Source organism: Bacteroides sp. 2_2_4 (assembly GCF_000157055.1).
Classification (GTDB): Bacteria; Bacteroidota; Bacteroidia; order Bacteroidales; family Bacteroidaceae; genus Bacteroides; species Bacteroides ovatus.
On the sequence record NZ_EQ973355.1, the window covers coordinates 463,439 to 478,724 of the forward strand.

12 protein-coding genes and 1 tRNA gene are annotated in these 15,286 nt (G+C 41.6%); 7 read left to right on the forward strand and 6 right to left on the reverse strand.

The features are described 5' to 3' along the window. Positions 1–429, reverse strand: a 429-nt coding sequence (locus BSCG_RS0127160; protein ID WP_032849270.1) for a Fic family protein, incomplete at its 3' end; no start/stop codon positions are given. An 18-nt stretch (positions 430–447) separates the two neighbouring features. After that, positions 448–741 (reverse strand): helix-turn-helix domain-containing protein, encoded by a 294-nt coding sequence (locus BSCG_RS25225; protein WP_008774737.1) that lies wholly within the window; start codon positions 739–741, stop codon positions 448–450. A 181-nt stretch (positions 742–922) separates the two neighbouring features. On the opposite strand from BSCG_RS25225, the gene BSCG_RS0127165 reads away from it, so the two are divergent. Together BSCG_RS0127165 and BSCG_RS25220 are read left to right on the forward strand one after the other, a co-directional pair. Next, the gene (locus tag BSCG_RS0127165; RefSeq protein ID WP_050428032.1) at positions 923–1,213 is read left to right on the forward strand and encodes a hypothetical protein; all 291 of its coding nucleotides are present in this window, start codon (positions 923–925) and stop codon (positions 1,211–1,213) included. 40 nt (positions 1,214–1,253) lie between these two features. Then, complete coding sequence (locus tag BSCG_RS25220) at positions 1,254–1,631, forward strand: hypothetical protein (RefSeq protein ID WP_008774739.1); 378 nt, start codon at positions 1,254–1,256, stop codon at positions 1,629–1,631. A gap of 436 nt (positions 1,632–2,067) precedes the next feature. On the opposite strand, the gene BSCG_RS25215 is transcribed toward BSCG_RS25220, so the two are convergent. From BSCG_RS25215 to feoB, 3 genes are all read right to left on the reverse strand, one after another. Then, positions 2,068–2,139, reverse strand: a tRNA-Cys gene (locus tag BSCG_RS25215). A 51-nt stretch (positions 2,140–2,190) separates the two neighbouring features. Further along, the gene (locus BSCG_RS25210; protein WP_004312937.1) at positions 2,191–2,406 is read right to left on the reverse strand and encodes a hypothetical protein; all 216 of its coding nucleotides are present in this window, start codon (positions 2,404–2,406) and stop codon (positions 2,191–2,193) included. After that, the gene (feoB, locus tag BSCG_RS25205; protein ID WP_008774741.1) at positions 2,403–4,889 is read right to left on the reverse strand and encodes a ferrous iron transport protein B; all 2,487 of its coding nucleotides are present in this window, start codon (positions 4,887–4,889) and stop codon (positions 2,403–2,405) included. Before feoB ends, BSCG_RS25210 begins: the two co-directional genes overlap by 4 nt. A gap of 145 nt (positions 4,890–5,034) precedes the next feature. Here feoB and tilS point away from each other — a divergent pair, with 145 nt between their 5' ends. Then, complete coding sequence (gene tilS, locus BSCG_RS25200) at positions 5,035–6,315, forward strand: tRNA lysidine(34) synthetase TilS (protein WP_008774742.1); 1,281 nt, start codon at positions 5,035–5,037, stop codon at positions 6,313–6,315. Here the strand turns inward: tilS and BSCG_RS25195 are convergent. Further along, positions 6,300–7,136 (reverse strand): 4Fe-4S binding protein, encoded by an 837-nt coding sequence (locus BSCG_RS25195; RefSeq protein WP_004312931.1) that lies wholly within the window; start codon positions 7,134–7,136, stop codon positions 6,300–6,302. The genes tilS and BSCG_RS25195 overlap by 16 nt on opposite strands. Positions 7,137–7,372: 236 nt before the next feature. On the opposite strand from BSCG_RS25195, the gene rho reads away from it, so the two are divergent. From rho to BSCG_RS25175, 4 genes are all read left to right on the forward strand, one after another. Beyond that, positions 7,373–9,631, forward strand: a complete 2,259-nt coding sequence (gene rho, locus BSCG_RS25190) for a transcription termination factor Rho (RefSeq protein ID WP_008774743.1) — start codon at positions 7,373–7,375, stop codon at positions 9,629–9,631. A 284-nt stretch (positions 9,632–9,915) separates the two neighbouring features. Continuing rightward, positions 9,916–11,382: a sulfatase gene (locus tag BSCG_RS25185; protein ID WP_008774744.1), complete on the forward strand. Its 1,467-nt coding sequence runs from the start codon at positions 9,916–9,918 to the stop codon at positions 11,380–11,382. 90 nt (positions 11,383–11,472) lie between these two features. Next, positions 11,473–13,323 (forward strand): sensor histidine kinase, encoded by a 1,851-nt coding sequence (locus tag BSCG_RS25180; protein WP_032849271.1) that lies wholly within the window; start codon positions 11,473–11,475, stop codon positions 13,321–13,323. Beyond that, entirely contained in the window at positions 13,320–15,275 is a 1,956-nt protein-coding gene (locus BSCG_RS25175; RefSeq protein ID WP_008774746.1) for a sensor histidine kinase, read from the forward strand. Before BSCG_RS25180 ends, BSCG_RS25175 begins: the two co-directional genes overlap by 4 nt. Positions 15,276–15,286: the final 11 nt, after the last annotated feature.

A 15,286-nucleotide genomic window follows, 5' to 3' on the forward strand; every position in this document is an offset into this window, starting at 1 on the left:
TATTAAATAAGGTTGTGGCGGCATGTGGGTACTACCGGAAATCATAACGGGAACGGTACGATATTTCCCGGCATTTTCACGGTCTATTCCATGCAAGATAAGAGCGTGTATTTCTTTGATAGTACGTTCGCTTATCTCTATATCCTTCTTCGCTATATCTTTGATATAATCAATAGCTTCGCTATGATTGATAGCTTCCAAATGTTCACGCATAGATTTGCCGGATATGGTAACTCCTTCATTTACTACTAATGCGGTTTCCTGTAATGTAAGGGTATTGCCTTCGATCCGGTTACTTTCGTAGGTGTATTCTATATCCAAGGCATCCTGTATCTTTTGCAGCGCATCTTCCGGTAATGGACGTAAAGCGGATAACTCTCCTTTGAGTGTATCGGCTTTATCTAACAACAGTTTTAAATCTTCATTCATGACTATTCTACTTTGATATTATAAAACGATTTCTCCGCTTTCTATTCTATCCAGCAACCGGGACAAGTCCGATACGCTATTTATATTGTAATTGGTATCTCTTATGCGGATCACTCCAATAATACCACCGGAAGAAGAAGGTGCAAACAGTTCTGTAATATCAACCTCTAAAGCATTGGCAATCCTTTCCAGTGTTTCAAGCGTTGGATTTCCATTGATAGCCCGGCTTAAACTTTCTTGCTTAATACCCATCTTTTCCGCAAGCTGGCTCACTGTGATGCCTTTTTCTTTACATACTTCTTTTATTCTCATGATAATGACATTTTAAGTTATAATTCAATTTATGTGCAAATATAGGAATAAATAACTCAAAAGTTATATCTCATAGTTAAATATAGTTTAAAGCATCATTATTTTTCATTTAGACAATTGTAGTTATGATATTAAGAGTTATATTTGCACTATGATAATAACAATAAAAGTTATAAAGAATATGAAACGCTACAACTTATCAGAAATAATGCGAACCGCACATAGAACTTATAAATATGTAGGTAAGAAACAAGGTAAAACCTTCGGTGAGGTACTGAAATCAACTTGGAGACTTGCCAAACTGGACGTAGCCAGACAAGAAGCGGATGCAAAACGCAAGGCGGAAGAAGAGAAACGGCAGGAGGCATTAAAAAGTAGCAAGCCAGCAGAGGTAGTGCGCTATAACTTCATCGGTGAGATATACAACCGGAACAGTAGAGGTTACATGAGTTCACAATATTGCGGAGATTAATTTAATATACAAAATCAATATAAATATAACTTTAATAACAATGGCAACAATTGATTTACAAGATTTAATCACAGAGAAAAATGTAGAATTACAAGAGTTCATCAAAGAGCAAATGAGAATACACCAGCTTAGTAATTTATCAATAGACCAAAGAGAGTTAATGATAGATACTCCAGCAATAAGTACAAAGCAAATGATTGATACTTATTATTCCACGATCCAATATGTGGCAGCTCGGCTGATTGAATTAGAAGGCAATAATGAGGCATGGAATAAACATCGAGCCATTATCATGAAGAAGGTAGCAAAGAAAGAAAAGGAATGTAAGAGAATAGAGAAGAAAGCCCGAAAACATGAAAGATATAGCCGGAAACTCACACAGGAATATAACAGAAAATATAATACTAATATATCGTGATAACATTTAAGTCAGGGGACTTCGGTTCCGGCACATTAGTTGACGCCATCAACAAAGCCACCCCGGTAACAATACGGTTGCCGGGTTTACATTTCTTGCAAATTATTGAAAAGTATTCAAGGATTAACATTATGGTTACCTTTGGCAAGTCGTTTTAAATGCCACCATTTCCGGCAATATACCCTAAGGATAAATAAAGAATCACGGTAAGATTACGGTAAGGGTAAAATGTGATTTTTGATAATACTCATGTTTTATAACTCCCAATAACGGTTATTTGGAACTGATACACTACAAAGATTTTCTGGGGGCATTGCACATGTGTGAGAAGAAGAATCACACTTCTCCTACCCTAATTTTGTAGTACCAATGTAGTACCATTTTCAGCTAAGAGCAAAGAAAAACCCTTCCAGAAATTATCTGAAAGGGCTTCGTGAGGTTCCTGGCGGATTCGAACCGCCGTACACGGTTTTGCAGACCGCTGACTAAGCCACTCATCCAAGGAACCATTATTTCTCGTTTGCGGTTGCAAAGGTAGTACAAATTTTGAAACTACCAACTATCCGCAGCAATTTTTCTTTGTACTTTTTTTCTTTACATCACACTCTCTGCGTTTCTTCTCCATCATATCCTTTAGTTCACAGCCACTTACGCAGCTGTCACAAGGATTCTGATTTTCCCGCGTACGACGAAAAAAAAGAAATATTCCATATACAACACGGGCAATGCAGAGCACAACGAGTACTCCGACTACCCACTCTTGCCAATTATTCATACAAACAATCCTCCAATCTGATAAACAGTAAATGATACAAGCCAAGCTAATGCCGTTGTATAACAGGCAGCAAAAAGCGCCCATTTCCAACTACCCGATTCCTGTTTGATAGCCGCCAACGCCGCAATACACGGGAAGTAAATCAATACAAACAGCATATAACAGAAAGCGACCAATGGAGTAATCGGAATACGTTCTGCCAAACTCACCGAGTCAGCATCCGGATCATCTGCATACAAAACGCCTAACGTACTTACCACCAATTCTTTCGCCCCTACACCGGAAAGCAAGCCAATACCTAATTTCCAATCAAATCCCAATGGCTTTATTACCGGCTCTATTCCACGCCCCAACTGACCGATATAAGAATTCTCCTGCTGCTCGGCAACCGTTTCATAAGCATCATGATTCGGATAATATCCCAAAAACCAGATAATAATAGAAGCAATCATAATAATTCCGCCCATCTTTTTCAGATACTGCGCTCCCTTTTCCCATGTATGCCGGAAGATAGACTTCGCTGTCGGCATTCGGTAAGGAGGAAGCTCCATCACAAACGGCGTATCATCACCCTTTATCAGAAACTTGCTAAACAAGCGAGCCATTACCACGGCCAGCACAATACCAATCACATAGATACTTAACAGCACCAAACTTGCATTGTTCGGGAAGAAAGCACCCACCAACAATAAATAAATCGGCAGACGCGCACTGCAAGACATCAATGGATTCACCAACATGGTAATGAGACGACTCTTCCGGTTCTCAATAGTACGGGACGCTATAATCGCAGGCACATTACATCCGAATCCCATAATCAGAGGAATAAACGACTTTCCGTGCAACCCCATTTTATGCATGATCTTATCCATGATAAAAGCCGCACGAGCCATATAACCAGAATCCTCCATGATAGAAATACAGAAATACAGAATCAAAATATTCGGTAAGAAAACAATCACAGCTCCTACCCCACCGATAATTCCATCAATCAGCAGATCTTTAAATGGACCTTCCGACATATTATTGCGCAACAATTCACCAAGCTGCTCTACCATCCATTCAATCCCCATCATCGGATATTCGCCAATGACAAATGTACCTTCAAACATCAGATACATAAAAAGAAAGAAAATAGGGAATCCCCAGACACGATGAGTTACAATCGAATCCAGCACCTTTGTTGTCTGCGCCTGTTCCAGATGATTATCCGTGAACGTTTCTTTCAACGCACCACTGATAAATCCATATTTAGCATCAGTAATAGCCGATTCACAATCCTCATTCATTGTCTCCTGAACACGCTTCGACATCTTGTCGCGGACATGGAAAATTTCATCCGCATTCGGCAATGTGCGTACAATACGCTCAATGTCAGGATCATTCTCCAACAATTTAATGGAGAGGAAACGGGTAGAATATTTATGCCGGATAAACTCGTTCTTGGACACTTCACTTTTTACAGCCTCAATCGCTTTTTCTATATCAGGACCGTGGTTTATATGAATATGCCGGAAGACACGCCCCGTCTTTTTATGTTCACGCACATAATCTTCCAGATGCTCTTCCTCATGGTTCTTACGGTCTTCCAAAGAGTCATGCCATTCAGTCAAGTCTTTGAGGACTTCCGGATTCATGTTTCCCTGTTTATCGAAGAAGTCTACTCCTTCATACAGATTGATAACTACATGAAACAACGTATCCAATCCACGATTTTTCTTACTGGCAGTAGGCAGCATCGGCACCCCGAACAACTTGCTCAACAAATGGTAATCCAATGTATTTCCACTGGCTTCCAGTTCATCATAGATATTCAGAGCCACTACCATGCGGACATTCATGTCTATCAATTGAGTAGTCAGATATAAGTTTCGCTCCAGATTAGAAGAATCGACGACATTAATAATCACGTCAGGAGTTTCATCGATAATATGACGGCGAACATAGATTTCTTCCGGCGTATAAGCAGATAAAGAATAAGTTCCCGGTAGATCGACAATACGGAAATGATAGCCTTCGAAGTCAAAATAACCTTCTTTGGCATCCACGGTCACACCGCTGTAATTTCCTACATGTTCATGAGCACCGGACGCAAGATTAAACAAAGAAGTCTTGCCACTGTTCGGATTTCCAACCAAGGCAACATTGATGGTGCGACGTTTACCTAACGCCAACCGTTTCATATCTTCTTCTTTTACTGAAAGGTCTTCGGGTAATCCTTCATGATAAACAGTCTTTTCAGCCAGTTCTTTTGCCTCCTCCTCGCTGATTACTTCGATCATTTCAGCTTCCTGACGACGAAGAGATATTTCATAACCTAAGACTTTATATTTTATGGGATCTTTTAGGGGAGCGTTCAACAGCACTTCAACCGTTTTACCTTTAATGAAGCCCATCTCCACAATACGTTTACGAAAACCACCGTGCCCCAATACCTTTACAATAACACCTTTTTCTCCTGTTTTTAATTCGGACAAACGCATAACTCTCAAAATTTTCGGCAAAGATAATTCATAACTTCGGAGCACGCAAATTATTTAGAATGTTTTTAAATAGCAGTCATTTTCCTCCTCCAAAAGATTTAGGAAAAATAAAAAAACTTATTGATAAACTCGTATCTTTGCAGATATGATACAACAACACGTTACAAAATATATAGAAAAAGAACATTTGTTCTCACTGGATGCCAAAGTCCTGATTGCATTGAGTGGCGGTGCCGACTCGGTGGCACTGCTATGTATTCTGCACACAGCAGGTTATCATTGCGAAGCCGCACACTGTAATTTCCACCTGCGAGGCGAAGAATCAGACCGGGATGAACTGTTTGTCCGCCAACTTTGCAAAAGAACCGGAATCCATTTGCATACAATTGATTTTAACACGACACAATACGCAAAGGAAAAACAGATTTCGATTGAAATGGCTGCACGGGAATTACGCTATGACTGGTTCGAGAAAACGAGAAAAGAATGCCAAGCAGATGTGATCGCCGTAGCACATCATCAGGATGATAGCGTAGAAACCATACTACTCAATCTGATTCGAGGTACAGGAATTACCGGTTTATTAGGAATCCGCCCCCGCAACGGAGCAATCGTGCGGCCTCTGCTTTGCGTCAATCGAGAAGATGTCATTCATTATCTGGAGAGCATCGGACAAGATTATGTAACAGACAGCACCAATCTGGAAGACGAATATACCCGTAACAAAATCCGGCTCAATCTCCTTCCTCTTATGCAGGAAATCAATCCGTCAGTCAAAAAGAATCTGATAGACACGAGCAATTATCTGAATGATGTAGCTACCATATATAATAAATGCATAGAGGAAACCAAAAATAATATTGTAACGACAGAAGGTATCCGAATCAGTGATTTAGTAAAGGAACCGGCACCCGAAGCTATTCTATTCGAAATCTTGCATCCTCTAGGCTTCAATTCTGCACAAATCAAAGATATTGCCTTTTCGCTTCACAGCCAACCGGGCAAACAATTTTGCAGTAAAAAATGGAGAGTGATAAAAGATAGAGAATTCTTATTAATAGAAGCTATTGAATCGGGAAATGAAATTCTTCCTCCTTTTCAAATCATCAAAGAAGAAAAAGAATACACCCCTGCTTTCCTAATTCCACGCGACAAAGGAATAGCCTGTTTTGATGCCGACAAACTGAATGGAGATATTCATTACCGGAAATGGCAGACAGGAGACACTTTTATTCCTTTCGGAATGAAAGGAAAGAAAAAAATAAGCGATTATCTGACCGACCGCAAATTTTCTATCAGTCAAAAAGAACGCCAGTGGGTACTCTGCTGTGGAGAACACATTGCGTGGCTGATAGGCGAACGAACAGACAACCGCTTTCGTATTGATGAAACAACTAAGCGTGTCGTAATCTACAAAATAGTTTGAGGCAATTTCTGTTTCTTGAAGCAATCTGACAACAAAGCCGCAAAAGGAGTATCATACACCCGTGCTTTCTTAACGCAGGCTTTTACACAAGCACAACACTTGATACATTTAGCTTCATCTGTATGCAGTTCATCCCCTTTCGTTATAGCCCCTGCCGGACAACGGACCACACACAATCCACAATGGGTGCACAAATTCTCATCCTCCACCCAAGGAGTGCGGGGAAGCGGTGTTCCACTTTTACGCAACTTGATAACTTTCCTCAAAAAGCGAAACAAAGGAAAAAATGGCTGACTCGGACGTTTGATAGCACGTACATCTACCGGATAAAGGGTATCCATGCTATCGGCAGCCTGTATTTTTTCCATGATTTTCTTCCCAAATTCCGTAGCAAAGGCTAAATCCGACTCATCGGGACGTCCCACCGCAATCGGATGTTTATCAGTACTATATGAATGTTCTCCAATAAAAGTTGCCCCGGCAATCACTTTCAATCCATGAGGAATAGCAAAAGCATCCAGTTCCATTAAAGCTTTTTCATAAGCACGGTTTCCATACACCACCACCAAAACGGTCGGAGTATCTACTCCCCGGATGTACTGCAAACGCTCCATTGCCAGAGGAGCGACATGACCTCCATACACAGGCACTACAATAATGGCCAAAGCAGATGCAGGAATCACGATTTCATCTGCAATTTGCTGCGTTACATTAATAGGAAGGATATTTTTTATGCCCGTACCGTGAACAATCGCTTCCGCAACTTGTTTAGATGTGTGTGTAGGCGAAAAATAAATTAAATGAGCTTCATTTACTGTCATACTATTTTCTTTTATGTAGCAAAGATACACTTTTACGTGGAAAAAAATGTTTGATTGTTCATGAAACCAAAAAAAATTATTATCTTTGCCCCGTTGAAACATTCTACGATTCAACATATACATCCCTAATTCAGAATAAAAAACAAAACGTATGCTTGCATATCTGTAGCCATAAGCTGTAGTAATGCTGTCCGTAATTCAGCAAAAAAAGAAATATTAATAACTTACCATACTATATGTATAACATTATCCAATTAAACGACAAAAATCTGTCGGAACTTCAAGTTATTGCCAAAGAGTTAGGCATAAAAAAAGCAGACTCATACAAAAAAGAAGACCTTGTTTATAAGATACTCGATGAACAGGCTATTGTAGGAGCTACTAAGAAAGTTGCCGCAGATAAGCTCAAAGAAGAACGCAAAAATGAAGAACAAAAGAAAAAGCGTTCACGGGTAGCTCCTACCAAAAAAGAAGACAAGGTAGTTTCCACACCAAAGAGTGGAGAGGTTAATAAAACAAAAGAAGCCACTCCTGTAAAAGCACCACAACCTTCCAAGAAAGAAGAAAGTACAAACAAAGAAAAAGAAGCTCCTGTTGTAGAAGCTAAAGCAGAAAACGCTACTACTGCTCCCAAGCGTAAAGTGGGACGTCCGCGCAAGAGCGCTGACGCAGAAGAGAAAAAAGAAGTAGAAAATGTAACACCGGCTGCTCCCAAAGTGGTGGAAACTAAGCCTGTTGTTGCAGAGAAAACTACTGAAACAAAAGAAAAAGCTGCTCCTGTACAACAGCCGATTGCTGAAAAGAAAGCAAAAAGCAAACCGGCTGCAGAAACAAATAAACCAGCCGCAGGGCCAAACAAGCCTGTTGCAGAGAAAAAAGTTATAGATAAACCACAAAAGAAAGCCGCACCCGTTATCGACGAGGAAAGCAATATCTTATCCAGCGTTGACGATGATGATTTTATTCCAATCGAAGATCTGCCTTCTGAAAAAATAGAGCTTCCTACCGAACTCTTTGGCAAATTCGAGGCAACTAAAACAGAACCTGTGCAAACAGCACCTGAACAGCCATCTCATCCTCAACAGCAACAACAATCTCAACAGCAGCAAGCACAACAGCAACGCCCGCGCATTGTCCGTCCACGCGACAATAACAACGGTAATAACAATGTGAACAATAATAGCAATAACGCTAATAACAACAATAATAATTTCCAGCGTAATAACAATAATCAAAATCAGGTTCAGAATCAGAACCAACAACGCTTACCGATGCCACGTGCCACTCAGCAAAACCATGCGAACGAGAATCTTCCGGCACAACAGCAACAACAGCAGGAACGCAAGGTTATTGAACGCGAAAAGCCTTACGAATTCGATGATATTCTCAACGGAGTAGGCGTTCTGGAAATCATGCAGGATGGATACGGATTCCTCCGTTCTTCCGATTACAACTACCTTTCTTCTCCTGACGACATTTATGTATCACAATCTCAAATCAAACTCTTTGGTTTGAAAACCGGTGATGTAGTGGAAGGTGTTATCCGTCCACCCAAAGAAGGAGAAAAATATTTCCCGTTGGTAAAAGTGTCGAAAATTAACGGACGTGACGCAGCCTTCGTTCGCGACCGTGTTCCTTTCGAACATCTGACACCTCTCTTCCCGGATGAAAAGTTCAAACTTTGCAAAGGCGGTTATTCAGACTCCATGTCTGCACGCGTTGTTGACCTTTTCGCTCCTATCGGTAAAGGACAACGTGCCTTGATCGTTGCCCAGCCAAAGACAGGTAAGACCATCTTAATGAAAGATATCGCAAACGCTATCGCAGCCAACCACCCGGAAGTTTACATGATTATGCTGCTGATTGACGAACGCCCGGAAGAAGTAACAGACATGGCGCGCAGCGTTAATGCAGAAGTAATTGCTTCTACTTTCGACGAACCGGCAGAACGCCACGTAAAAATTGCAGGTATCGTATTGGAAAAGGCAAAACGTCTGGTAGAATGTGGTCACGACGTAGTTATCTTCCTTGATTCTATTACTCGTCTGGCTCGTGCATACAATACAGTATCTCCTGCATCCGGTAAAGTTCTTTCCGGTGGTGTGGATGCAAATGCACTTCATAAACCTAAACGCTTCTTCGGTGCTGCCCGTAATATTGAAAACGGTGGTTCACTGACTATTATTGCTACCGCATTGATTGATACCGGTTCTAAAATGGACGAAGTTATCTTCGAAGAATTCAAGGGTACAGGTAACATGGAGTTGCAGCTCGACCGCAACCTGTCCAACAAACGCATCTTCCCGGCAGTCAACATTACCGCATCCAGCACTCGTCGCGACGACCTGTTGCTTGATAAAACAACCCTTGACCGCATGTGGATATTACGCAAATATCTTGCCGACATGAATCCGATCGAAGCAATGGACTTTGTTAAAGACCGTCTGGAAAAAACCAGAGACAACGACGAATTCCTGATGAGCATGAACAGCTAATCAACAGCAAACTTATAAATGAACGGTGAACAAACTGCGCCATAACAAGTGCAGTTTATTCACCGTTTTCTTTTTCGGTAACCCATTTTATGACTTATCACCTGCCGTTTATCACTTATCATTCAACTCCCATCACCGATAGTTACCCCTAACCGCTTGCCACACCTTTCATTTTTGTACAAAATACTTTCATTTGCGTCCAAAACTACTACCTCGCCCTTTTTTACGTTTCCTTTTTTCCTACTTTTGCTTCCAAATCAAATATTACTTAATTCTAACCAGTAATGAAAACTATTTATCCATTCATGGGATTAGCCCTGTGCAGCGTGACAGCGCAGGCCCAAGAAAAGCCCAATTTCCTGATTATCCAGTGCGACCATCTGACACAACGCGTTGTGGGAGCTTACGGACAAACACAAGGCTGCACCCTCCCTATTGACGAAGTCGCTTCACGAGGAGTTATCTTCTCCAATGCTTATGTAGGCTGCCCTCTCAGCCAACCCTCACGCGCTGCTTTATGGAGTGGCATGATGCCTCATCAAACCAATGTACGTTCCAACTCCAGCGAACCTATCAACCCACGTATTCCCGAAAATGTACCGACATTAGGAAGTCTTTTTTCTGAAAACGGTTACGAAGCCGTACACTTCGGAAAAACGCATGACATGGGTTCACTTAGAGGATTCAAGCATAAAGAACCAGTAGCCAAGCCATTCACTGATCCGGAATTCCCGGTCAATAACGACAGCTTCCTGGATGTAGGAACATGCGAAGACGCTGTTGCTTATCTAAGTAATCCGCCGGAAGAACCATTCATCTGTATCGCAGATTTTCAGAACCCTCACAATATCTGTGGATTTGTAGGAGCGAACGAAGGAGTACATACCGACCGCCCCATTAGCGGAACCCTTCCGGAACTACCAGCCAATTTCAATGTAGAAGACTGGAGCAATATCCCTAAACCTGTACAATACATCTGCTGCAGTCATCGCCGCATGACCCAGGCCTCTCATTGGAATGAAGAGAATTACCGTCATTACATTGCTGCTTTCCAACACTATACCAAGATGGTTTCCAAGCAAGTAGACAGCGTATTGAAAGCACTTTACTCCACTCCTGCCGGAAAAAACACAATCGTTATTATCATGGCTGACCATGGTGATGGGATGGCTTCACACCGCATGGTGACCAAACACATCAGCTTCTACGATGAAATGACCAACGTACCGTTTATCTTTGCAGGTCCCGGCATCAAACAACAGAAAAAGCCCATAGACCAAGTATTGACACAGCCTACACTGGATCTTCTGCCTACCCTTTGTGATTTGGCAGGAATTCCTGTTCCGGCCGAAAAACCGGGAATCAGCCTTGCACCTATATTAAAAGGAGAGAAACAGAAAAAAACTCACCCTTATGTCGTTTCCGAATGGCATAGCGAATATGAATATGTCGTTACTCCCGGACGTATGGTACGCGGACCGAAATACAAGTACACTCACTATCTGGAAGGTAACGGAGAAGAGCTATATGATATGAAAAAGGATCCGGGAGAACGCAAGAATCTCGCCAAAGACCCTAAATACAGTAAAGTCCTCGCCGAACACCGTGCCATGCTTGATGATTACATCGCCCGCACCAAAGACGATTACCGGAGTTTGAAAGTAGATGCCGATCCACGATGCAGAAACCATACTCCCGGCTACCCCAACCACAAGGGCCCTGGGGTACGAGAGATACTCAAAAGAAAATAAATTATAAAAAAGAGTGAAGATTTCTTTGTAATCTTCACTCTTTTTAGTTCTTTTGCAGATAAACTTACAAGCAAGCAATTCTTATATCAGGTGAAAAAACACAGACGTCATATAATTGCAATAGTCGTAACCGCATTAATATCGGTCACCTTATATGCTGCACGTACAAATTCAGATCGTCTTTCTTTATTACAACCTTTACTTGAATACAATCATCCATTTAGTCCGGACACCCCTGTCGACAGCATCATTGCCTGGGAAAAACTTTTAGAACCGGAATTACAAAAGGAACAACAATACCCACTCCTATTCCAGATAAATCTGCTGACCGTTCAAGCCTTAATCACAGAAGGCAACATCAGTCTCGCCATCAACCAGGCCAATCAGATGTACCAGAAAGCCAGAGAAATGGACTATCCTTTGGGAATAGCACTCGCATTACACGCCATTGGAAATACCTATTTAAGTTCGTCAACACCACAAGTTGCCATCAAATCGTATAAGGAAGCATTAGAAATCATCCAGAAACTCCCTCATGCCAACCAATATATCAAAACGATCTTGTCCCAATTTATCCTGACGAAGCTCAACTATCACCAAATGACAGATATAGAAGACAATATCCGGGAACTCGAATCTGTTATCAACAAGGATACGAATCCCCAAGACGATTTCCACCTTGTTTATTGTCAGGCATTCTATCGCATCCAGATGCATCATCTTCCGGAAGCATTAAACTATATACGACAAACCGAACAAATCAGCCGGCAACACCAGTACCCATATTTTCATTTAATGATTAAATACCTGTATTCACGCTACTACACTGAATCCAAAGAATACACGCAGGCACTAACCACACTTGACGAATTACTTTCGCATACCAAAGCAGCCAACTCATACAGATCCCTGCAAGTACTGAAAGATCGTGCACACATACTTACACTAATGGGAAACAGCAAGGAAGCATGTGAAGCTTATGAAATATTCAATACGTACAAAGACTCTTTGGACGCAATGAATTATATTCGCCAAATCAATGAATTGCACACCCTCTACCAAATAGATAAAAATGAACTGGACAACTTAAACAGACAGAAGACAATCCTCTACTGGAGCTGGTTCACCATCCTATTCATAGTCATACTGATTGTATTTTTCATCCTTTTGGTCAGACGAGGAAATAAAAAACTGCGCCAATCACAGCAGGAACTGGAAAAAGTGAAAAAGCAAGAAGAAAATTCCATCCGGACAAAGAGCCTTTTCCTTTCCAACATGAGCCATGAAATTCGCACGCCGCTCAATGCGTTGTCCGGCTTCTCCTCCATCCTGACGGAAGAATCCATCGACAACGAGACCCGGAAACAGTGTAGCGATATTATTCAGCAAAATTCAGAACTGTTACTCAAGCTGATTAACGACGTAATCGACTTGTCCAGTCTCGAAGTAGGCAAGATGAAATTCAAATATGAGCGATGTGATGCAGTGGCAATATGCAGAAACGTTATCGACATGGTTGAGAAAATAAAACAAACGAATGCTAACGTCCGTTTTTCGACCTCTTTCCATTCATTAGAATTGACGACAGACAATGCAAGGTTACAACAATTATTAATCAACCTTCTCATCAATGCAACCAAATTTACTCCGCAAGGTTCCATCACCATGGAACTGGAAAAACAGACAGAAGACATAGCACTGTTTTCCGTGACCGACACCGGTTGCGGTATCTCTCCGGAGAATCAGAATAAAATATTCAACCGTTTTGAGAAACTGAATGAAAATGCTCAAGGGACAGGACTCGGTCTGTCTATCTGCCAACTCATTATCGAGCAGCTGGGCGGCAAAATATGGATTGACTCCAATTATGAGGAAGGAGCCCGTTTCCTGTTCACACACCCCATTTACCATGAGCAACAAGGAAAGGAGGAAGCCGAATGAAACAAGTCCTGCTCCTGATCCTTCTATTATGCTGCACCCTCACCGGAAAAGCCAGCACCGAGATTGTTTTGGAATCCGACAGCCTGATAAAGGTGTTGGAAACATTACCGTACGATACGACACGGCTGAATGTTCTCAATCAAATCATCAGAATAGAACAAAACAACCAGCAATGTATCCAATATTCAGATGCATTAATGAAAGAAGCATTGCAACTGGGAAATGACAAATATGCCGGTCTGGCTGCTTACTACCATATTTTATACTATTACAATCGTAATAATCAAGACAGTGTAGCCAAATGGCTCACCATAATGGAGCCTCATGCCCGGAAATCAGATTTATGGAATTACTTCTTTGATGCCAAACGTTTCCAGATAGACCTGTACACATTCAACGAACAATACGAACTTGCTATCAACGAATCTCAAAAGATGCAACAGCAAGCCTCCCAAATGAATAGTAACCGGGGTAGTATGGCTGCCTATCAATGCTTGAGTAATGCATATATCGGCAGCCAGCGCTGGGATAAAGGAATAGAAGCACTGGAGGCTGCCTACCAGCTACTCACTCCGACAGAAAATCCGGTGGTCCGTATCTCGGTATTGTCACAGTTAGTATCCGTTGTCAAAGAAAAGAAGGATAATAAAAAACTACTCAAATATTTGCAGGAACTGGAAAACACTCTTCATAACCACATCAGTGCAAACCCATCCTTAAAAGCGGGATTTGCCGATGTATACCTGTTCAATGAACTGTTCTACAGCTATTATTACCTGAATACCCATCAGCCGCAACAAGCCTATGAACATCTCGTAAAATCTAAAGAATATCTGGACGAGAATACTTATTTCATGTATAAAGTACTCTATTTCGACACATTTGCCAAATATTACCAGGCAATTGGAGCCTACCAACAGGCATCGGATTATATCGACACGACACTGACGATGTTGAAGAAAGACTTCACAAGCGACTATGCCGAACAGCTACTCGAAAAGGCCAGAATATGGAAACAGGCAGGGCAAAGCGGAAAAGCCATCCCCCTGTATGAGCAGGCACTTGCCATCAAAGACTCGACAGCCACTGTACTCTCAAACAATCAGATGGCACAGATACAAAGCAAATACAATATCGAAAAAACAGAACTGGATCAAAAAAGGGAAAACAACCGGATCCAGCTCACCTATCTGATCTTTATATTTGTTATCCTGATTCTGCTTTTTATCTTTATGGCACGACTCTTTATGGTACGGAAGGCACTCAAATACGCGGAAAACGAAATCCGGAAAACAACAGAAAACGTGCGGAAGACCAATGAAATAAAAAATCGCTTCCTGTCCAACATGAGCTATAACATCCGTACCCCACTCAACAATGTGGTCGGTTTCTCACAACTCATAGCCAGCGAACCCAATATAGACAAGGAAATAAGGCAAGAATACTCAAACATCATCCACAAAAGTTCGGAGAAGTTAATGAGACTTGTCAATGACGTTCTCGACTTATCCCGTTTGGAAGCTCAGATGATGAAGTTCCAGTTGCAAGACTATGATGCCACTACCCTATGCAAGGAAGCATGCAGCATGGCGCAGATGAGGAACGAAGAAACAGGTATCCAGATTGAATTTTCCAGCGAAACGGACGCCCAAATTCATACCGATATAATGCGACTGACACAGGCCTTGATTAGCGTACTGGTGTACCCACAAGAACACCGGCAAGCACGAATCATCCGGTTCACATTAAGCCAGAATGAAGACATGCTTTGTTTCCGGATCACTAATTCACCTTTGGCAGACCATGCATTCGTATCACAGGAAACCATCATCCGGCATGATATCAACCTGTTGTTACTAAAACATTTCGGAGGAAACTATCTCGTCAACGATAAAACTCCCGGAGGTCCGGAAATTGTTTTCATCTACCCCATCGTTTCCGAATCGAAATAAAGCACTATCTT